The organism is Alteromonas sp. CH_MED4-4 (assembly GCF_037029575.1).
Lineage (GTDB): Bacteria > Pseudomonadota > Gammaproteobacteria > Enterobacterales > Alteromonadaceae > Alteromonas > Alteromonas macleodii.
The window spans coordinates 1-21,933 of record NZ_JAYMEU010000023.1; the positions used below are offsets into that span (position 1 = coordinate 1).

Below are 21,933 nucleotides of genomic sequence, written 5' to 3' on the forward strand. Positions count from 1 at the left end.
AATATATGGCAGCAATGAATCACGTTATTAAATCAACACGGTGTCTTGCAATCGGAGAGGGTCCATATATGGTATAACAAGCGTCGTACTAAGACGTAATCTAAAAACTATAAAGCTCAACGTAAATCAGATTATGTTCAAAAAAATCTTCCGGCCAAGCATTGTTGTTGGCATTGTTTGTTGCTGCGTGTGTGTGCACGCAAGCGCGAGGGATCTTATACAAACCCTCTATCACGCAGACTTCACGCCCGACACCGATGACGAAATTCCTCGTTTTACGCTAGACGGTGAACTAGGTGTACTTGTAAACACCGGAAACACATCAGCTGCTAGTGTGAAAGCCGCGGTCAATGCTGACCATGAAACAGAAAATTGGAGCAGTATCTACTTCGCAGAGTTGCTCTATAAAGAAAGCGGTACGCCAACAACAGAGCGGGACATCAGCGCCCAGCGCTTTTTCACTAGCGCGCAGTTCGACTATAAACTAATGACGCCTGGTCGCCGTCTTTTTATGTACGGTGATTACGAAGACGATCAATTTACTGGTTACGATCACCGTGCTTCGCTGGCAGCGGGCTGGTCTCAGCGCCTCTGGCGCAGTGAAGACAGTGAGTTTCGCTATAGCATTGGTCCTGGCTACAGTTTTATTGAAGCTGAAGAAGATAATGAAAGCGTAGTCAACGATGGTATCATTGTAAGAGCGTCCGCCGAATACAAATACCACTGGAGCTCAGGCGCCAAGTTAAGGCAGTTTGTTAGCACTGAGGCGGGTGAAGAAAATATGAAATCGCGGTCAGAAACTTCGCTTTCAGCCAACGTATTCGGTTCACTGGCGATGAAGTTATCCTTCATACTAAACCATGAAACAGACACCGCCGAAGATGTTGCAGCCTTAAGCACAGAGACCTCCGTGGCGCTGGTCTATCAGTTTTTTTAGTCAATTAGTGTAAATTAACGGGTTATCTTTGGCTTTTTACCGTGTTCGCATTGACTGAGAGCTTTGAAAATGTACACTGCGCACCATTGTTTGTAGTGCTTGCCGCCTCGCGGCACTGTCTAGCAGATCTCTTTTAAAACTCGTGTTGTACCGCCTTGCAGTTCAAAAGGTATCGAGTACAACGAATGGACCGATAATCAATAGGATTGTTCAATGAAAAAGCAAGTGCTTGCATCTTTAGTTGCAATTTCTCTCTCTCCAGCCGCTTTCGCTCAAGACGATGAAGTTAAGCCTTTTACAATGGAAGGCGAACTAGGTTTTATTTCGACTTCAGGTAACACTGAAACCACGTCAATCAGTGCGGGTATACAGGCTCACCAAGAGCTTGAAAAATGGAGTAACGACTACGTTTTAAAAGGTCTGTACAAACAGGAAACTGTTCAACAAGAAAATGATGCAGGCGAGCAAGAAGATATCGAGTTTACTTCTGCACAGAAGTTCTTTGGTTCAGCCCAGGGTAACTACAAACTAGAAAATCCTGATAACCGTTTATTCGGCTTCGCTTCATATGAAGACGACCGCTTTAGTAACTTTAATTACCAATCAACTATTGCGGCGGGTTGGAACCAAAAAGTACTTGAGAACAAGCGCCACACCCTTGAATATTCAATCGGTCCTGGTTACTCATTCATCGAAACTCAGGATGGCGAAGATCTTGACAGCGTAATCGTTCGTGCGTCATCAGCTTATTCTTGGAAAATTTCAGATACCGCTAAATTTACGCAAACAGTGAGTACCGAAGTGGGTTCTGACAACACGAAATCTCGTGCTGAGTCTGCACTTACAGCTACAATCAGCGGTAACCTTTCAATGCGTCTTTCTTTCAAACTTGATCACAACACCAATGTTGACGACGACGTTGAAAAACTAGACACAGAAACTGCAGTTAGCTTAGTTTACAACTTCTTCTAAGCTAACCTTATATGCTCAGCGCACCGAAGTAGGGCTGGGCACTTCAACGCATTGAAGTAAAATCACAGGCATAAAAAAACGCTGCACATTGTGCAGCGTTTTTTATTTAGTCTTAAAACAACTCTTCTTAGTGAAGAATACGTGTCTTAATTGTGCCATCAATTTGCTGAAGCTCTGCAAGTGCCTCATAACCACGGTCTTCTTTAACATCAACTACTACATAACCAATTTCTGCGTTAGTTTGTAGGTACTGGGCTTCGATGTTGATGCCTTTTTCTGCAAACGCTTGGTTAATCTGAGTAAGAATACCTGGCTGGTTTTTGTGTACGTGAAGTAGGCGTGAACGACCAGTATGTTCTGGCAGTGACACTTCAGGGAAGTTAACGGCTGACAGCGTTGAACCGTTGTCGCTGTACTTCGCGAGTTTACCCGCCACTTCAATACCAATATTTTCTTGCGCTTCTTGCGTGCTGCCGCCCACATGCGGGGTCAGAATGACATTATCGAACGCGCGAAGCGGCGACTCGAATTCTTCAGTATTAGATTTAGGCTCAACCGGGAATACATCAATAGCAGCGCCGTTTAGTTGGCCGCTTTCCAATGCCTTCGCAAGCGCATCGATATCTACCACAGTACCGCGAGACGCGTTAATCAAAATGCTGCCTTTCTTCATTTGAGACAGTTCTTTTTCACCAATCATATCTTGAGTTTGTGGTGTTTCAGGAACGTGAAGTGAAACAACGTCAGAGGTATTAAGCAGCTTTTCAAGCGATTTTACTTGGGCAGAATTACCTAGCACAAGCTTGTCTTCGATATCGAAAAATTGAACGCGCATACCTAGGTGTTCAGCAAGAATACTCAGCTGTGTGCCTATATGACCATAACCAATGATACCAAGTGTCTTACCACGGGCTTCATATGAGCCGACTGCCGTTTTTTCCCACTCACCGCGGTGAGCCTTGGCATTTTTACTCGGCACCTGGCGAAGCAAAAGGATAATTTGGCCAAGTACAAGTTCTGCAACCGAACGAGTGTTGGAAAATGGCGCGTTAAACACGGGAATGCCGCGGCGTTGGGTGGCTTCAAGATCAACTTGGTTGGTGCCAATACAGAAACAACCGATAGCCACAAGCTTTTGTGCTGCTTCAACTACCTTCTCTGTAATTTGAGTACGCGAGCGAATACCAACAAAGTGGGCGTCTTTAATTTTCTCAATTAACTCGTCTTCAGGAAGAGAGGTCTTGAGAAATTCAATATTGCTATACCCATTGCTTTTTAGTGTCTCCAAAGCACTTTGGTGAACACCTTCCAACAACAAAATTCGGATCTTATCCTTCTCTAATGAAACTTTGCTCATGAACTCGCTATCTCTCACTGATGTAATTTTGGTTTGCTTGCACCGCCAACTCAAGACTCTCAGAAACCTGCCAGTATGAAACACAAAGCTGTGTTTAACCTGCGCTGCAACGACATCGCTTTGCAGCTCTGAAAGCCTTGCTTGGGCGTTATTGCTACCAAGCTTTTATAATCACGTTGATTGCTTTCGTTATTAAGGAATTGGCCTTAACTAACGTAAAAGTTGAGACGCTTAGTGAACTTCTTTTAAGGACATCTAGACGTCTAAACGGAAACTAACAGAAAACGCGTTAAGTTGAAAGTAGTATTTTGTATAGCTTTTCACCGCACTATACGTCTTACTCAGTTATCACTTAAAGGTTTCAACACCACTATCTGTAGCACTTAGCACTATGTCCGCGCCTCGTAGTGCGAAAATGCCGTTCGTTACCACGCCAGGAATATTATTTATTTTTTGTTCTAGCTCACGAGGATTTAGAATCTCAAGGTTGTGAACATCTAAAATAACGTTGCCGTTATCGGTGACAACACCTTGTCTATATTCAGGATCGCCACCAAGCTTTACTAGCTCTCGTGCTACGAAAGAGCGAGCCATGGGAATAACTTCAACGGGAAGGGGGAACGAGCCCAACACAGGAACGCGCTTGCTTTCATCAACAATACACACAAACGTGGTCGCCGCACCGGCTACAATTTTCTCGCGAGTGAGTGCTGCGCCTCCGCCTTTAATCATATGCTTGTGTTCGGTCACTTCATCGGCACCGTCGATATAAACCGATAGATTGCTGACTTCGTTTAACTCGAATACCTCAATGCCCAAGGCTTTTAAACGCTCGGTAGAGGCTTCTGAACTTGATACTGCACCTTCAATTTTGTGCTTAATTTTACCGAGTTCTTCAATAAAGAAATTTACGGTAGAACCTGTACCCACACCGACAATGCTGTCTGCTTCAACATATTCGATGGCTGCTTTGGCTACGGCTTGTTTTTTTGCGTTCTGATCCATGGTCATTCTCCGACTTATTGTGTTCGCAAGTGTAACTTATAAGCGCACGTGAACCCACAAGTTCGTATGTTCAATTTGTTATAATGACTATCACGGTTTAGTGAATTGCAGTGTGCGCGAGGGCGTCACGATGGCATCAAGGGGGACATCCCATGGTGCAATAGGCAGAGCACCTACTTCTTGAATGTCGTGGGCAATACCCACTAACTTGGGCGCTTTACTACCCGAAAATGAATGTGAATCTGGTGCGCGTTGGGTAAAGCTTAAAGTTCGGTCGTAGTAGCCGCCCCCCATACCCAGGCGATTGCCGTTTATATCAAACCCTACAAGCGGCATAAGAATAACGTCGCATTGCCTAACAGGAACGACGTTTTCACACGACAATACTGGCTCTTCAATGTTGTACTTATTCTTCACCAATTGAGAGTGCTGGGTATAAGACAAAAATAACAAATGTCCTTTACATACGGGGTGTAATACAGGTAGAGCGAATTTTTTATCATGTGAAGACTGCCAAATAGACTCAATAAAATACGTTAAATTGACCTCGCCATCGTTAACCAAATATCCGGCTATGGTCGTGCTGTTATCAAGAAAGGGCAGTGTACATAGTCGTGAAGCAATGCGCTTAGCGGCGTCCGTATGTTGCTGGTTGGTTAACCCTCGGCGTGCCTCGCGAAGCTTTTTTCTAAGCTGAGCGCGGGCCTGCATATCTTCTTTAGAAACGCTTTTTTGTATGGTTTGCGACGGCGCAATCTGCGTTGGTTTCATTGCTAAAGCTGGTGCTGAAGCCGTTTCCGTTGAATTAACCTTGTTAGACGTCAACGAGCTAGAAGTACCGCTTCCTGAAGATGAGGGGGACATGGTAGAGGAGTTCTCCTGTCTTTCAATTGAGTTAGCTTATACTACCACGGCTGTTAAAAAAGGTTTGTTGGGCTAGGTAAAGATGACTCAGGTAAAATCACTGTGGTAAAACTACTTAGACAAAACTATTTAGATAAAGCTACTTAAATAAAACAAATAAAATCATTGGTCTGGATGCCCTAAATAGTGATTGAGCACACGCACCAATTCACTACTATCTATCGGTTTAGTGAGTACGTCATCAAGACCTTGTTCTCGCAAATATTCAGGCTGGGTAATGACATCGGCCGTCAATGCAACAATAGGCAAGTTTGGCTTAAACCCCTTTATTTTTACTGTTGCTTCATCGCCTTGAATACCTGGCAAATTAAGATCCATAAGAACTAAGTCGACGGGATTAGACTTGGCGTATTCAACGCCTTCCTCGCCAGTGCTTACCACAGAAAGCGACACGCCCAGTTTTTCGAACAAGGTTTGAATAACCACTTGGTTTATATAGTGGTCTTCAACTACCAATACATTTACTGAGTTATCTATGTTTACTTGGGCAACAAAGCTACGCGGTTGTGCCTCAACGAACTGGTTTGCGCTTAGGGCGTCGGCAGGTAAGGTCACACTTATTCGGGTACCGTGATTCAACTTACTACTAACTTTAATAGACCCGTCCATGAGCTCGACAAGGCGCTTCGATATGTTCAAGCCTAAGCCGGTTCCACTTATCTGACGGGCGTTTTCCATTCGCTCGAAAGGTGTAAAAAGCCGCTTTTGATCGTCATCGCTCATACCAATGCCTTGATCAATGACATTAAATATTACCTTGCCGCTTTTGTATTTCACCTGCGCTTTTACTGACTTGCCGTGATTAGTGAACTTAATCGCATTCGACAGCAAGTTAAGCGCAACTTGACCAAATTTGGTGTCATCGAAAAACAACGAGTCGGGCACAGCGTCATCAATACTGGTGCTAAATGCAATACCACCGTCTTCAGCGCGGATTTTAGTGAGCGAAAATAAGTGGGTGAAAAAGTCTTTGGTATTCACCGCGCGTGGCATCACACGCATTTTCCCCGCTTCTATCTGCTTTATATCTAAAACAGAATTTACTATTTCTAAAAGCCTTTCACCGCTTTGGCTTACATGAGAAAGCGGGGTGGTAAATGACGAGGGTAAATTTAACTTTTGGGCTTCGCCTTCAAGCAACTGACTAAACGTATTTATAGCATTAAGCGGTGTTCTAATTTCGTGGCTTATGTAAGAAAGAAAGTCAGACTTAAATTGACTGGTGCGCTCAAGCTCTCGGTTTTTCCGCTTTAACTCTAAATGTGCTACTACCGATTTACTTAAGGTTTGGAGCGACGCTTTTTGCGTTTCGGTTAGCTTGCGTGGTTTGCTATCAATGGCGCACAGCGTGCCAATTGCATGGCCAGACGGGGTAATCAGTGGTGCGCCGGCGTAAAACCTAATATCAGGCGCGCCAGTCACCAGCGGGTTATCGTGAAACCGGGGGTCTAACGTAGCGTTAGGTATTTCAAACACATCGCTTTGCAAAATAGCGTGTGAGCAAAACGCGATGTCTCGTGATGTTTCTTCTGCGTCTAGACCTACCCTTGATTTAAACCATTGGCGGTTTGGATCAATGAGGCTGATAAGCGCAATAGGGGTTTCACAAATTTGAGAGGCCAAGGCTGTAAGGTCATCAAAAAGTTGCTCAGCTTCAGTATCGAGTACGTCGTAGCTGAGCAGTTCGGCAAGACGTTCATCTTCATTTTGAGGGAGGGGCGCCGCTTTCATAACCGTTGCGTTTAAACCTAGCTGTAAATAAAAAAGGGATTGTGTGTTAACAATCCCTTAAACATATCATAGAGCGTAGGTGTCTATGAATAGTTGTTCCAGCTTTTTATGGTCAACTTTAGTCGCTACCTTTATGGTATTTGCTTCATTCCATAGTGGACTCGGTGTTGTACCTTTAGGCGCAACCACGGTTTGCCCTCTATCTAGTGCCCCTGTTCCAACGCGAACGTGACCCTCAGTGAGTTCAAATAGCTCAGGGTGGCGAAGGTGGGCAATCGGGAATGCATCGTGGAAGAAACACACGCGATCTTCACGGTTTTGCGAGTAGAAATCCATGTAGAACTGGGCGCTTTCTTTCACAAAACCACCAAGGGTATTGTTTTTCTCTTCAAGCTTTTCAACAAAGGCTGGCGAGAACGGCGTGAAGTTTGTTACGTCCAAACCAAACATGGTCAGTTCCCAGTCTGCTGCGAAAACGATTTCTGCTGCATGTGCATCGTTCCAAATGTTCGCTTCAGCTACCGGCGTAACGTTACCTGGTACAAACGCTGCACCACCCATTATGCTAACGCCTTTTACCAACTTAGGAAGTTCTGGCTCAAGACGAAGTGCAAGGGCCAAGTTACCTAGTGGGCCAATAGCAACAATGGTGATTTCACCAGGGTATTTACGCGCCATTTCAACGATAAATTGCGCAGAGCTGCGTGGGTCAAGCTCGGTTTTAGGCGCTTCAGGTTTAATATGGCCAAAGCCGTGCTCGCCGTGTACGAAGTGTGCGTACGTTGACTCTGGGCCAACCCATGGCATGCCAACACCTTTGGTTACAGGGATATCTTTACCTGCAATTTCGCAAAGTGTCAGTGCGTTTTGTGCTGCCATTGTTACTGGAACGTTACCGTAAACGGTCGTTAAGCCAAGTACTTCAATGTCTGGAGACTGAAAGGCGAAAAAGATCGCCATTGCATCATCAATCCCCGGATCCGTATCTAATATGATCTTATGTGCCATCAACTTATCTCAGTGCGTCTTGCTAGTTGGCGTGTTTCGCTAAGAAACGATCCACTTCTTTTTGTGTTGGAATACTCTGTGCTGCACCCTCGCGTGTTACCGCGATGGCTGAAGCTGCACACCCGCGACGCAATGCTTGTTTAGCATCGGTGTGGTTGCTGTATGCAGACAGGAAATAACCGATAAAGGTGTCACCGGCTGCGGTGGTATCTACCGCGTCTACAGAGAATGCTTTTACTTCTACAACATCGTTTTTGCGCAGCATCATTACACCCGCTTTACCCAGTGTAATAATAACTTCGCTGTGTGACCACTGCTCTTTGAACACTGTCACAATATCTTCAAGTTCTTCTTTACCGGTAATCGCAGCAGCTTCGGTTTCATTTACAATAAGTAAATCTACACAGTCTAACGGAAGCTGCTTAACCGACTCGCTCATAGGCGCTGGGTTAAAAGCTACTTTAAGCTGCTTTTCTTTCGCTTGGCGAAGTACTTCTTCAATGCTGCTTGTTTCATTTTGGGTTAGTACCCAATCTGAAGGACGCGTATCGTCTAACGCTTGCATTACGGTTTTTGCGGTAATGGTTTGGTTAGCACCACCAAATAATACGATGGCGTTTTCACCGCTAGGCGTGACTTGGATAATCGCGTGACCTGAAGGAACTTCTGAGCACTTTACGCCACGACAATCAACACCCTTTTTAATAAGAGCTTGTTTAAATGAGGCGTCGTTTTCGTGAATGCTGCCGACGTGTCTTACGTCTGCACCTGCTTGCGCTAAAGCAATAGACTGGTTTGCACCCTTACCACCTAATAAGGTTTGATAATGGGTAGAGGCCAACGTCTCACCAGGTTGTACAAAGTGATCTACCTGATAAACGTGGTCAATATTTATAGAGCCAAAATTTATTATTGCCATTTCTTCTTCCGTCGAAAGAGGGCGCTTCCCAGAATGCCGCTGTCCATGTTTCGCCCGTGAACCGAAAAGTTCAGGGCGGAAGTATCACAATTGCCGTAGGCTTCTCGATACGCGTCGAGCTTGCACAATAGCAGCTGTTTCAACTTCCTTGGTTTAAAGCATCGGCCAGGGACATGAATGAACTAGCAAACATCCCAGGAAACATTGTTGTTGTATTAACGCAACAGGGTATAACAAACGCGAGATCCAGTGAAGAGGATCACCTAAAGCGCTTTATAACTATTTTGCGTGGTGATTATAAAAGCGGTAAAAAAAATATTACTTTTCTTGACCAATTGGTCAGCAATTATACACGCATATAAGAGAAGCTCAATAATAACCAATCAGCTATTCAGGCATTAAAGGCTAATGAACGTCGTCACGCTATTGCTAAAGGATTTCCGTATCCAACACTAGCGATCTTAGATGAATTCTGACGATGTTGCTAGCCGTCCGGCAACGAATTTAGCTAAATAGCCGCAAATTAAATATCGTTTGAACAGTGAGTAAACAACGTTTAAGTACCGCTGTGTAAAGTGTGTACGACACAGTGTTATTAGACCTTGAATGTACTTTTGCTGTTTGTTCAAAGTTAGAGCAGTGGTAGGGCAAAAGGAGGCGTTACACATTGATTTTTGCTAGTATTAACTCCATCAAGAGATGACATTGACGTAAGTCGCCGCCAAAATAGACGGTAATTAATCGCTATATAAAAGTGGCGTCTGTATCTCAAACTATTCAAAACAAAAGAGAACAATTCGTGGAAAAACAGTTCGATTACGATAGCGTAAGTAATAAATTGTCTCAGCAAGGCGTAATTGTTGATGCTGCAGAAGTGCATGGCATTCTGTGCGGTATGCTTTGCGGAGGCATGTCGCTTACCGACCAAAAATGGCTAGAAGCGTTAAGTGAAACCATTAATCAGGGTGATGCGTTTAGCGACCCTACTCAGCACCTTTTAAATAGCCTTTTCAATCAAACCTGTCAGCAGCTTCTTGAGCCTGAATTCGCGCTTAATTTGTTACTTCCTGATGATCAAGCGCCTATCAACGATCGCGGGGCTGCACTAATAAACTGGGTTCAAGGTTTCATGCTTGGGTTTGGCCTACACCAGCAAGACCTTATGCAATGTTCTGACGACGTAAAAGAAGCACTTGAAGACTTTTCAGATATTTCACGTATGGAAGAGCCAATGGACGCGGACGAAGAGTCTGAGAAGGCGCTGTTAGAGGTTGAAGAATACGTGAAAATTTCAGCAATTTTATGCTTCAGCGAACTGGGCCAATCACTTCTAGATGATCAACAAGACACGCCATCCGTACACTAGTAATTAACTGAAGATATTAAAAGTGGCCGTAAGTCGCCACTCGTTTTAACGAGATTTTTTTAGGGTTTTCTCTTTTATGATTAGTGCGCAAGAGTTTATCGCCAGGCAGGACCGACTGCTTGCACAGTGCGAGTCGAATAGTGTGTGTATTGTGCCTGCAGCAGGTATGGTAACCCGAAGTCGCGATACCGAATATACATTCAGGCAAGATAGCGACTTTTGGTATCTGACAGGATTTGAAGAGCCTAATGCTTGGTTGATATTGTCTAACCACCCTCGTTACGGTGAAAGTTATCGTGCAATGGTGGTACAAGAGAAAGACAAAAGTGCAGAAATTTGGCACGGCAAACGTTTAGGGGCTGAAGCTGCACTTGCTCGATTCAGTCTAGATGAAGCGTTTGAGTTGCAAGAACTTGAAGAAGCGCTGTTAGCGTCAATTCAAGGTCAAGACAATGTGTACTTTTCGTTGGGTCACGAGAAAGACAATGACCTATTATTTTCTGAAGCGCTAAACACCTTGCGCGATGCGCCTAAAGAATCACTGGCGCCAAGGGCGATTCACGACTTACAGCCTATTTTACACGAAATGCGTTTATTCAAGTCAGCATGTGAAGTGGCCATGATGAAAGCGGCGGGTGAGATAAGCGCACGTGCGCACAAGCGAGCTATGCAGTTTGCCGCGCCTGGTTGTTACGAGTACCAGCTAGAAGCTGAAATTCACCACGAATTTGCCATGGCGGGAGCCCGTTCACCTGCTTATAGCACTATTGTTGGAAGCGGCGACAATGCGTGTATTTTGCATTACACGCAAAATAACGCGCAGGTAAATGACGGTGACTTGATCTTGATCGATGCAGGTGCTGAATATCAAGGTTATGCTGCGGATATCACGCGAACGTTTCCTGCAAATGGAAAGTTCACGCATGCTCAGCGCGAAATTTACACCGTTGTATTAAAAGCGCAAAAAAGCGTGCTAGATATGTTAGCGCCCGGCGTTACCCTGTCACAAGCCATGTTACATAGCGTAGAAATTATTACTCAAGGTTTAGTTGACCTTGGCGTTCTTGAAGGTAGTGTGGCAGAAAACCTTGAAAATGAAACGTGGCGTCAGTTTTACATGCATGGTTTAGGGCACTATTTAGGTCTAGATGTGCATGATGTAGGCAACTACAAAATTGACGGTGAAGACCGTCCGTTAAAGCCTGGCATGGTGATCACTGTTGAGCCCGGCATTTACATTAGCCAAGACAGCAACGTGCCGGAAAAATACAAAGGCATTGGTGTAAGAATTGAAGATGATGTGGTGATTACTGCGACGGGTGTCGATATTCTTACCGCAGACGTGCCAAAAGACATTGATGAGATTGAAGCACTTATGGCTGAAAGCAGAGACTAGTTGTCAAAATTTGCTAGGTTTACCATGGTTTGAAAAACTGCGATAAGTGTGAAATACGGAATTTTGGTTTGAGTTACCGGTTTAAACTACCAGTTTTAATTACGCTAAAAACTAGCCTTTAATATAAAGAAAAAAATCTCAGAATTAACGCTTTTAATAATTAGAGCCTCTGGACGACAGGAATATAAAAACAGTGGAATCGGCAGCAGCGGTTGATGTAGTAATTATTGGTGGTGGTATTGTCGGTACTGTATTAGCCAAAGCACTCGCAGAGAAAGTATTTCCTGCAAACAGCTCTGGCTTATCTGTCACCCTAATTGATGCGGCTGACCCAGAGCAAACCAGTAAAAGCTTAGTCGACTTTAACCCTTTTACCGACACCCGAGTGATTGCCTTGGCAAGACGTACTGTTGAAGAACTGTCTCACATGGGGCTAAACCTTGATGATGTAGCTAAGCAGCACAACGGTGAGTTACCTCCTCAAATTAAGCATATTGAGGTTAGCGACAAAGGGCACTTGGGGCTATTAAACCTTCAAAGCAGTGACTACCACATTGACGCGTTTGGCCAGGTGGTGAGCTTAAGCGCACTAACGCGATTGGCGGCAGGTGCAGCCTCAAGCTACCAATATATCGCACCTGCCAAGGTAACGAACGTAAAGCAGCAGTGCAATTTTGTAGAGGTGCAGCTAGATAATGGGCAATCGCTTACCACAAAGCTGCTGGTACTGGCAGATGGCGGTCGTTCAGGATTAGCTGACCAGGTGGGCATTACAAAAACAGTCAATGATTATCATCAAACGGCCATTGTCTTTAACGTTCACACTCAGCTCCCTCATGAAAATAGAGCTTACGAGCGTTTCACCCAAAATGGCCCGTTAGCGTTCCTGCCTTTCGACAGTGAAATCGATGATATCAAGGCTAGTGGAAACGGCTTTTCAGTTGTATGGACTGTAGATACCGACGCCGCAAAGTCGTTAATGGCATTAAATCAACGCGCATTTATCAGGGCCCTACAGGAAGCATTTGGCTATCGACAGGGCAAAGTACTGAGAGTCAGTGAGTTGGCAAGTTACCCGTTAGCGCTTACGAAGGCGCAGCTAGTTGCTAGTCATCGCACCGTGGTGGTAGGCAATGCGGCACAGGCGCTACATCCTATTGCAGGGCAAGGCTTCAATCTAGGCTTACGCGACTTAAGTACTTTAGTGTCTGTGCTGCAAGCGTCAGCGGAAAAGCACGGCGAGCATAGTTCATACGAAGAGAAAAACGATACAATCGCATCCGCTAATTTCGATGCAGGCGCTTTTAGTATTACTCAGCATTACGCCAATTCGCGTAAGAATGACAGGGATAACACGATAGCCCTGACAGATACGCTAGTTCGCACTTTTTCAAACCAGTATTTTCCAACGGTAATTGGGCGCAATGTGTCGTTATTGGCATTAAGCATGATGCCCCAGGCGAAAAAAGCGTTTGTTAAACACACGACGGGCTATGGCGAAACACCACTAAGAAAAAGAGATAACAATGCAGCATGTTGATATAGCGATAGTGGGCGGCGGAATTGTAGGGCTAACCCTTGCAGCGGCGCTTAAACACAGTGAATTGAGCATAGCAATAGTCGATAAAGCGGTGTGTTATCAGACTCTGGATGAGAAGCCTACGGCGAGAGTGAGTGCCATAAACCAGGCCAATATTAAAGCGCTGCAACAGTTTGATGTGTGGTCGCATTTGCAGCAAGATCGCGCCAACCCTTACACCGACATGCATGTATGGGACAAAGACAGTTTTGGCGACATTCACTTTTCATGCGATGAAATGGGCAGTGATGCGCTTGGCGTGATTGTAGAGAATCAGGCTTTAGTCAATGCACTGACTAAATCTGTGGAAGCGCAGCCTAACGTGGAGATGATTACCGCGGGTATTGATAGAGTATTAGCTGGCCCAAACCAAACCATGCTGATGCTTGATAATGATGACGTGCTAAGCTGCAGGTTGTTAGTAGGCGCCGATGGCGCAAATTCGTTTGTGAGAAAGCAGGCTGGCTTGCCTATTACTTTTAAAGACTACGAGCATACGGCGATTGTCGCTAATATCAAAACGGTAGAGCCGCATAGTAATGTGGCGAGACAAGCGTTCACACCCACGGGACCGCTAGCGCTACTGCCTATGTCTGAGCCAAATGTATGTTCTATTGTATGGTCGCAAACGCCAGAGCAAGCGAACTTATTAATGGCATTGGATGACGCTGCGTTCTGTAATGCGTTAACTGCGGCTAGTAATAGCGTTCTTGGCACTATTTCGCTTGAAACCAAGCGCGCCGCTTTCCCGTTGACCATGCGTTATGCACGCCAGTGGGCGAAAGACGGTGTGGTGCTGGTAGGCGATGCAGCGCATACCATTCACCCGCTTGCAGGGCAGGGCGCTAACTTGGGAATGCAAGATGCGCTCGCACTGGCGGAAACCCTAAACAACTTAAAGGCGTCGGGCAAAGACATAGGTTTGTACAAGCACTTACGCAGCTACGAACGAAGCCGTAAAACAGAAGCCACGAAAATGATTGCCGCAATGGACGGCTTTAAATTCTTATTCGACGGCGACGACCCCCTCAAAAAGTTGGTCAGAGGAATTGGTCTTTCAGCCACAGACAAACTCAGCACCATTAAAACCGCCTTCGTCAGCCACGCCATGGGCCTATAAATCCAAAAATAATGGGGTCAGAGTACATTTAAATTGGGGTCAGAGTACTTTTTTCGCCACCCCTGAATAGTGGGGTCAGAGTACATTATTGGCTTTCCCTATTACAAAACCGAATAAATGTACTCTGACCCCATTATTGAAGCTTGGAAGTGTACTTTTTCACACATCATAGAAAACAGGCGGCAAAGCTCTCTAATTATCTATCTCGCTCTAAAAGCAAAGAAATGTACTCTGACCCCATTCTTGTGGTTTAGTCTTTTCGGCGTTGAGATAGTCAGCGGTACAGGATACTCTTCGGTATCCTTTTTTATTTGTACCAATGGCTTATGTTTACTTATCTTTGCAAACCTTATCGCGCCTTTTCCTTTGTCTGCGCCGCTTCCGTACTTACTTCTACTTTAATTACTAGTTCGGCGAATGCCGACGCAGTGGTTTCCACTTTAGCCTCGGTTGAAGCGTCGGCGACAACAAAAAGCAAAAAGATGACGCTGAGTAATGCCTCTATCAATTTGGACGTTTATCGTCAGCACGTTAAAACGCTGGCAAGCGATGAGTTTGAAGGGCGAGGGCCTTTGTCGAAAGGTGAAGAGAAAACAGTCGATTACTTGGTAACCCAATACAAAAAGCTAGGGTTGAAGCCAGCCTTTGGCGATAGCTACACCCAAGCTGTGCCTTTAGCCAAAATAACGCCTAAGAACATTTCATCGTTAAAAATAGGCGGGCTTGATTTTAGCGCAGGCAGCGAGTTTACAGCCCGTACTCAGCGCATTGTTAATGACTACTCACTTGCTAATAGTGATGTAGTTTTTGTGGGTTATGGCATTAATGCCCCAGAGTACAATTGGAATGATTACGCAGGCCTGGATGTAAAAGGAAAAACCGTTGTAATGCTGGTAAACGACCCGGGTTTCGCTTCTAAAGATCCAGAGCTTTTTCAGGGCAACGCAATGACCTATTACGGTCGCTGGACATATAAGTACGAAGAAGCAGCCAGGCAGGGTGCAGAAGCGGTTTTCATTATTCATGAAACCATGCCTGCGGGTTACGGGTGGGGCGTAGTCGAAAACTCAAATTCCAATACCAAATTCAGTTTAGTCGACGACAACAACAATGCTTCACAAGTCGGCGTAATGGGTTGGCTTCATTTAAATGCCGCAAGACAGCTATTTGAAAAAGTGGGTTTGGACTATGGCGAGCTTAAAGACAAAGCTTCAAAGCCAGGATTTATGCCCATCGCGCTAAACACAAAAGCATCATTGGGTTTCACCAATACTATTGAGCGTGCCGAGTCGCAAAATGTTGCAGGCATTTTAGAAGGTACAGATAAGCCAGAAGAATGGGTAATGCTTCACGCTCACTGGGACCACCTAGGCAAAGTTGAGAAGAACGGCCAAACCACTATTTACAATGGTGCGGTAGACAATGCGTCAGGCGTAGCAGGTGTAATTACATTGGCAGATGCGCTTTCAAAACGCGAAGAGGGCTTTGCACGTACACTAATGTTTAGTGCTTTTACCGCCGAGGAAACAGGGCTACTCGGTGCCGATTATTTTGCAAATAACCCGCCGGTACCAACATCGAACATGGTGGCTTTTTTAAATATCGACGGCATGAATGTAAACGATGATGTTGATTACATTTTGCAGTACGGCGAAGGTTATTTATCTATTGAAGACGATTTAGCGACAGCTGCCGCATTACAAGGACGAACGGTTAAAATGGATCCGAGACCTCAAAATGGACTGTTCTTCCGCTCAGATCACTTCGCGCTTGCTAAGCAGGGCGTGCCTTCAATTTTGTTCATGAGCTTAGGCGATACCGACCCTAGCTTTATCGTCAAACGCTACCATAAAGCAGATGATGACTACCTTCCAAGCTGGACATTAGGTGGCGTGCAACAAGACCTCTCACTTATCGGCTCTATGCTGAACTATTACGCCCAAGGCGACGTGTGGCCATACTGGAAACGCGACTCTGATTTTAAAGACAAGCGCACACAGGCAATGGAAGTGAAAAAGGCAAAGTAATTCGCGCTTAACTATAGGTAGCGATATAACAAGGTAAAGCGACGCTAATGAGTTGGATTTTATTCACATTGGGCGCGGTTATTTTGCAAACCGTGCGCAATGCGCTGCAGAGCAAATTGAGCGGCGCAGTTAACACCTCTGGGGTAACGCTCTCTCGCTTTATCTTGGCTCCCCCAATAGCGCTTGTTTATTTACTCATTCTCTACAGCGGAAGCGCCAGTCAAGTGCCTGAGTTCTCAGGCTCTTTTATTGCAGTGGTACTGTGTGCTTCGCTACTTCAAATAGCGGCCACTTCTTTAATGGTGATTTTGTTCAAGCAGAAGAATTTTGCTATTGGCGCAGGTCTAGCGAAGAGTGAGGCCTTGGTGGCCGGCGTTGTAGGCATGCTCTTTTTCGGAAGTTATTTAACGCCCCTTGGGTGGGCGGGCATAGTAATAGGCGCAATAGCAGTATTTGTGTTAAGCAGTGGCAATCGGCTCCATGGCATTAGTGTGAAAACCATGGTTATAGGTCTTGCTTGCGGTACCTGTTTTGCGCTGACATCACTGTTGGTGCGCGAGGCAAGTCATATGCTAAATGTTCAGCATACGGTGGCTGCTGCTTGGGTGTTGTTATGGGTGCTATGTGTACAAACGATAAGTTTAAGTGGTTATATTGCGCTAACTAAACCCTTCGTGTTCAGACAGCTAACCAACGCTAAAAAGCAGGTGCTAGCGATTAGCACGGTAAGCTGTTTGGGCTCAATTTGTTGGTTCACCGCTATGGCATTGCAACATGTGGCGCTAGTAAAAACGCTTGGGCAGTTAGAGGTGTTACTTACCTTGGTACTCTCACATTACTGGCTAAAAAATGCAGTCACAAAACGCGAAATTGCTGGCTTACTTCTTATTGGGCTTGCCGCAATCTTTGTTATGTGGGCATAAAGTAATGACAATATTAAACACTGAAGTTTTTAGCACAAAATCAATTGAATGTTATTTTCATAGAACAAAAAAGTGCTAAACAACCTTAATTAAAACGACAGGAAGGGAACATGGATAAGCGACATTTCTTGAAATTAGCGGGCGCTAGCTTTGCGCTTGCTCCTGTGGCTTCTATGGCTGCAATTAATCAAACCAATGCAACAGACATTAACGGTTTAAGCGGGCTAAGTGATATCACCGCAAATGCGAAGCCGATTACCGTAGAAGAACGCAAAGCGCGTATTGAAAAAGCGCAGTCGCTTATGAAAGCCCAAGACATTGCGGCAATTCTGGTCGAGCCTGGCGCTGCTATGGATTATTTTTCGGGAATTAAATGGTGGCGTAGTGAGCGCTTGACCGCGCTGGTTATCCCTCAAAAAGGTGACATGGCGGTGGTAACGCCATTTTTCGAAAAGCCAAGTGTGCTTGAGTCGTTAGCTATAGGCGATGATGTAAGAGTGTGGCAAGAGCATGAAAGCCCGTTTGATGTCGTAGCCAATATTTTAAAATCGCGCGGTATAACAAGCGGCAATATCGGCTTTGAAAGCAGCGTACGCTACTTTGTAGTTACCGGAGTCAGCCGATCGCTGCCAAACATTAATATCGTTCCCGCCGAGCCAATTACCCTTGGCTGTCGCATGTATAAAACTGCGAGTGAACTGGCACTTATGCATAAGGCCAATGAAGTTACTTTACGTGCTTACGAGTTTGTTTTTAGCAACCTAAAGCTTGGCATGAGTCAGCAGGATGTAAAAAGTTTGATGAACACCGCACAGCAGCACTTAGGCGGCAGCGGTACATGGTGTTTGGCGCTGTTTAACGATGCAAGTGCTTATCCTCATGGCACAAACGCAGCACAAACTATCAAAGAAGGCTCGGTGATCTTGCTAGACAGCGGTTGCAGCGTGCACGGTTACCAAAGCGACATAAGCCGTACTTTGGTATTTGGCAAAGCGTCTCAGAAAGTTCAGGACGTATGGCATACAGTAAGGGAAGGGCAGAACGTAGCATTTGCCGCAGCTAAAATTGGTGAGCCAGCAGGCAAAGTGGACGACGCAGTGCGTCAATACTATGCTAGCAAGGGGTACAGCAAAGACTATGCATTGCCTGGGCTAAGTCACAGAACAGGTCACGGTATCGGCATGGAAGGACACGAGAGCGTTAACTTCGTGCGTGGTGAAAATACGCCACTTAGAAAAGGCATGTGCTTTTCTAATGAGCCAGGTATCTATATTCCGGGTGAATTTGGTGTGCGCTTAGAAGACTGTTTGTACATGACAGAAACAGGCCCCGCTTACTTTACCGAACCGCCAGAAAGTTTGGCGAATCCGCTGGGTAGGCTAAAACCTCTAACTGTTTAGGTAAGTGTTTTTATTATGGCTTTAATTTGTCTTTCATTTTTTGTATCTACATTTTTAAAAATGTCTGCTACGTGATTAGCTATAGCTCACCTTATTTGAAACATTTTTTAGTTTACGCTGAGGCGTCTATTCGCTGATGATATAAGTAGGTACGTTAGTGAGCATTCCTGACGCGTTTTAAGTTAGGTTTGCTTTGAATGAAATATATTCAACGGCCAGATATAGAGAAACAAAATTTAGCTTTTATAAGGAAGTAATAAATGTCCTACTCTACTAGTCAATTAAAACGGCTAGCTTGTCTATTATCTGCGGTCATGTGTGCGAGTTTTAGTGCCGAAGGCGCAGTCAAGATTACTGAATGTGGCTCATATCAACTATGCTCAACTGAATCAAAAGCACTCAATTACGCTCTCAGCAAATCTAATGGCGATAATACAGATATAGTGCTGGTGAACACTGTTATGAATAAAACTTCTATTATAGAAGTTAGAAACAGTGATTTTGGCGGAACGACGTTTTCCGGCATGCCCACTGTGACAGCTGAAGAAGTGTACATCGCAAGTACTGCAGGCCACATGGCCTCCGTAGACTTAGTACATTTTCTAGAGGACCCAATCATATCTTCCCTTAATGAGGACTCAGTTGTATTAGGTACAGTTAACGGAAGACCGATTGTTCCTCTAGAGCACTTTTACGCATTGCCCCACAAAGTCAGTGTTCGAGGTTCAAGTTTATTTTCTATAAATAATGAGTTAGAAAGCCCACTGAACAACGCATTTCAAGACCACTCCAACGGCTTGTTAGATAATATAGATTTGTCAGGGGATCTCAGAGTTGGGCTGGCATTCAGAAAGGTTCTTGCAGTTGAAATTGGCGCTTCGTTTGATGGAGCATCTGTAGACCAGATGGAAGTGTTCTTCAAGGCTTCTCAGCCGGAAGGTGAGGCTCCATGGGGAGTAATCGTTGATGTGAAGAAAAATGGCTCTACAGGGCTTATTACTAAAACTACTAGAGTAGCGCTTATCGAGAATGGAAGTATAGTTTTCGTTATCCCTGTTAAGGAGGATGGGACAGTTGATACCGAAAAGCTTATTGGTACAACGTTTAGAGTAAGTGAAGAAGCGAGTCATAGTAGCATTCGAGGGTGGTTTGCGGGTATTAATTTGGATATTAGCATTGCCCCTTGCTCTTCAGTAACCTGCAACATCACAGTCATCGATTTAGACAAAGAAGAAATAGAGTCGTCCTAAAAAACAAAGAAACAAGAATGAGTTTTATGTTTAAAGCGTTAGCGGTCTAGCTGCTAGCGCTTTTTTTAATTATTTGTAGCTAGCCCTATAAAGTTAATAAACCTGTCTCTCAAAATTTTTATTAGCTGTTACACTTAAAATTATTACCTAAGTGAATGATGGATAAACTATGCCTGAAAGAAAATTTAGATTGGTTACGCGAAGTGATTTCGATGGACTGGTATGTGCAGTTTTATTGAAAGATTTAGACTTAATTGACGATATTTTGTTTGTTCATCCCAAAGACATGCAAGACGGTAAAATTGATATTACCGAGAATGATATCACCACTAACCTGCCTTACGTTGCGGGTTGCCATATTGCCTTCGACCATCACTTAAGTGAAACAGTGCGTAACTCAGGAGATATTGATAATCACATCATTGATCCGAAAGCGCCGTCGGCGGCGCGCGTTGTATACGACTATTACGGTGGTGCAGATAAATTTCCTAATATCTCGGTAGATATGATGGATGCAGTAGATAAAGGAGACTCTGCACAGTTTAGCGAAGAAGAAATCCTTGAGCCCACAGATTGGGTGCTCATGAATTTCATCATGGATGCGCGAACTGGGCTTGGTCGTTTCAGAGATTTCAAAATCTCTAACTATCAGCTAATGATGAAGCTAATAGATGCGTGCAAAGACCACAGCATTGAAGAAATACTGCAAATGGAAGACGTGGCCGAGCGCGTGAGTTTGTATCACGAGCACAATGAAATGGCGAAGGCGCAAATTGCCAAGTGTTCTACCGTATACGACAACTTAGTTGTGCTTGATTTAACCGACCAAGAAACCATTTACGCGACAAACCGGTTTGTTATTTATGCCATGTACCCCGACTGCAATATCTCTATTCACAAGATGTGGGGGCTGAAAAAGCAAAACGTGGTATTTGCTATTGGTAAATCCATTACTAATCGTAGCTCAAAAACCAATGTGGGAGAGTTGTGCTTGAAGTATGGCGGCGGTGGTCACATGAACGCAGGTACATGTCAGGTTGAAACCAGCAAAGCCGAAACTGTACTCGGCGAGCTTATCGAAACCATCACGAGTGATGGCTAAAGCTAATCGAATAAGAACGGTGGGGCAGAAAAAGTACTCTGCCCCCATTTTTTTATTGGGTTAGCCTCACTTTAAAGAATTCGGCCAGGGTTTTACTGATCACTGGGTGCTGTGTATCTTGATTGAACAGGCAAATATTTACCTTGCCTAATTTGGGCAGGTGCGGGTGGTTTAGCGCTACAAGGTTTGCCGGTAAGCTTGATTTTGCTAGAGCTGTCACGCCTAGCCCCTGTTGAATGGCGGCAACCAATCCACCTAAATCTGCATTGGTATAGCTGATTTTCCATGCAAAGGTTTGCTGCTTTAACTGCTCAATAACGCGGCTTCGATACATACAACCGTCGGGAGCAAGCACCAAAGGAATATTGTTGCCAACCAACGGGTGAGCCGTGTCGCCAACCCAAACTACGTCATCTTCTAACACTACTTCGCCTTCTGTCTGCTCGCCCGGATTCACCAACGCCAAAATCAAATCGAAATGATCGCGCTGCGACGGGTGAAGCAAATCACGGCTTAAGGCCGAGGTCACTTCAAGTGATACATCGGGATAACGCTTTGAAAATTCGCCAATTAGACCCGGCAATAATGTAGAAGCAAATTCATTGGGAATGCCAAGACGCAAGCGACCGCTTAGCGGGGCAGGGGTTAAGCTGCGAAAGATGTTATCGTTAAGCTCTAGCAATTCTTTCGCTTTTGGGTACAGCCAATTGCCGTCGGCGCTAGGCACATGCCGTTGCCCAACTTTAGTAAACAGCTTGCGGTCTAACTGCGACTCTAGCTTTTTAATTTGTAGGCTTATTGCCGGTTGAGAACGGCCCAAAAAATCGCCCGCTTTAGCGTAGCCACCAAGCTCAATAACGCTAACGAAGGTGCGTAAGGTATCAAGGGAAAGCTGCTTCATAGTTAATTACACTTTC

At 44.9% G+C, this 21,933-nt stretch carries 18 protein-coding genes and 1 other RNA gene; 11 read left to right on the plus strand and 8 right to left on the minus strand.

Features of this window, described 5'->3' with window-relative positions:
- The first annotated feature begins 133 nt into the window (after positions 1-133).
- Entirely contained in the window at positions 134-937 is an 804-nt protein-coding gene (locus WA381_RS15005) for a DUF481 domain-containing protein (RefSeq protein WP_014950388.1), read from the plus strand.
- 213 nt (positions 938-1,150) lie between these two features.
- A complete protein-coding gene (locus WA381_RS15010) occupies positions 1,151-1,909 on the plus strand; it encodes a DUF481 domain-containing protein (protein WP_014950387.1) in 759 nt (252 codons plus the stop codon).
- Between the two features lie 127 nt (positions 1,910-2,036).
- Here the strand turns inward: WA381_RS15010 and serA are convergent, their stop codons facing one another.
- The 7 genes from serA to ssrS form a co-directional block, all read right to left on the minus strand.
- Positions 2,037-3,266, minus strand: a complete 1,230-nt coding sequence (gene serA, locus WA381_RS15015) for a phosphoglycerate dehydrogenase (RefSeq protein WP_014980012.1) — start codon at positions 3,264-3,266, stop codon at positions 2,037-2,039.
- Positions 3,267-3,614: 348 nt separating this feature from the next.
- A complete protein-coding gene (gene rpiA / locus WA381_RS15020; protein WP_014950385.1) occupies positions 3,615-4,271 on the minus strand; it encodes a ribose-5-phosphate isomerase RpiA in 657 nt (218 codons plus the stop codon).
- Positions 4,272-4,361: 90 nt separating this feature from the next.
- Positions 4,362-4,982, minus strand: a complete 621-nt coding sequence (locus tag WA381_RS15025) for a 5-formyltetrahydrofolate cyclo-ligase (RefSeq protein WP_156087359.1) — start codon at positions 4,980-4,982, stop codon at positions 4,362-4,364.
- 315 nt (positions 4,983-5,297) lie between these two features.
- Entirely contained in the window at positions 5,298-6,926 is a 1,629-nt protein-coding gene (locus WA381_RS15030; protein ID WP_156086791.1) for an ATP-binding protein, read from the minus strand.
- 66 nt (positions 6,927-6,992) lie between these two features.
- A complete protein-coding gene (locus WA381_RS15035) occupies positions 6,993-7,934 on the minus strand; it encodes a nucleoside hydrolase (RefSeq protein WP_156086790.1) in 942 nt (313 codons plus the stop codon).
- Between the two features lie 22 nt (positions 7,935-7,956).
- Positions 7,957-8,853: a ribokinase gene (locus WA381_RS15040; protein ID WP_014950380.1), complete on the minus strand. Its 897-nt coding sequence runs from the start codon at positions 8,851-8,853 to the stop codon at positions 7,957-7,959.
- A 21-nt stretch (positions 8,854-8,874) separates the two neighbouring features.
- A non-coding RNA gene (gene ssrS, locus WA381_RS15045) (6S RNA) lies at positions 8,875-9,057 on the minus strand.
- A 595-nt stretch (positions 9,058-9,652) separates the two neighbouring features.
- Between ssrS and WA381_RS15050 the strand changes: the two genes are divergently transcribed.
- The 9 genes from WA381_RS15050 to WA381_RS15090 all read left to right on the plus strand — a co-directional run bounded on the left by WA381_RS15050 (position 9,653) and on the right by WA381_RS15090 (position 21,016).
- Positions 9,653-10,219, plus strand: a complete 567-nt coding sequence (locus WA381_RS15050) for a UPF0149 family protein (protein ID WP_156086789.1) — start codon at positions 9,653-9,655, stop codon at positions 10,217-10,219.
- Between the two features lie 76 nt (positions 10,220-10,295).
- The gene (gene pepP, locus WA381_RS15055; RefSeq protein WP_014980005.1) at positions 10,296-11,615 is read left to right on the plus strand and encodes a Xaa-Pro aminopeptidase; all 1,320 of its coding nucleotides are present in this window, start codon (positions 10,296-10,298) and stop codon (positions 11,613-11,615) included.
- Between the two features lie 193 nt (positions 11,616-11,808).
- Positions 11,809-13,155, plus strand: a complete 1,347-nt coding sequence (locus WA381_RS15060; RefSeq protein WP_156086788.1) for an FAD-dependent monooxygenase — start codon at positions 11,809-11,811, stop codon at positions 13,153-13,155.
- On the plus strand, positions 13,142-14,314 hold the full coding sequence (locus tag WA381_RS15065) for an FAD-dependent monooxygenase (RefSeq protein WP_061486379.1): 1,173 nt from the start codon (positions 13,142-13,144) through the stop codon (positions 14,312-14,314). Before WA381_RS15060 ends, WA381_RS15065 begins: the two co-directional genes overlap by 14 nt.
- A gap of 482 nt (positions 14,315-14,796) precedes the next feature.
- Positions 14,797-16,341, plus strand: coding sequence for a M28 family metallopeptidase (locus WA381_RS15070; RefSeq protein WP_156087358.1), 1,545 nt, complete (start codon positions 14,797-14,799; stop codon positions 16,339-16,341).
- A 47-nt stretch (positions 16,342-16,388) separates the two neighbouring features.
- Positions 16,389-17,264 (plus strand): DMT family transporter, encoded by an 876-nt coding sequence (locus WA381_RS15075; RefSeq protein ID WP_014950373.1) that lies wholly within the window; start codon positions 16,389-16,391, stop codon positions 17,262-17,264.
- Positions 17,265-17,374: 110 nt separating this feature from the next.
- Positions 17,375-18,664 (plus strand): M24 family metallopeptidase, encoded by a 1,290-nt coding sequence (locus WA381_RS15080; RefSeq protein ID WP_156086787.1) that lies wholly within the window; start codon positions 17,375-17,377, stop codon positions 18,662-18,664.
- A gap of 461 nt (positions 18,665-19,125) precedes the next feature.
- The gene (locus tag WA381_RS15085) at positions 19,126-19,914 is read left to right on the plus strand and encodes a hypothetical protein (RefSeq protein ID WP_156086786.1); all 789 of its coding nucleotides are present in this window, start codon (positions 19,126-19,128) and stop codon (positions 19,912-19,914) included.
- 169 nt (positions 19,915-20,083) lie between these two features.
- Positions 20,084-21,016: an exopolyphosphatase gene (locus WA381_RS15090; protein ID WP_039228034.1), complete on the plus strand. Its 933-nt coding sequence runs from the start codon at positions 20,084-20,086 to the stop codon at positions 21,014-21,016.
- Between the two features lie 52 nt (positions 21,017-21,068).
- Here WA381_RS15090 and WA381_RS15095 read toward each other — a convergent pair whose 3' ends face one another.
- The gene (locus WA381_RS15095; RefSeq protein WP_014950370.1) at positions 21,069-21,917 is read right to left on the minus strand and encodes a LysR family transcriptional regulator; all 849 of its coding nucleotides are present in this window, start codon (positions 21,915-21,917) and stop codon (positions 21,069-21,071) included.
- Positions 21,918-21,933: the final 16 nt, after the last annotated feature.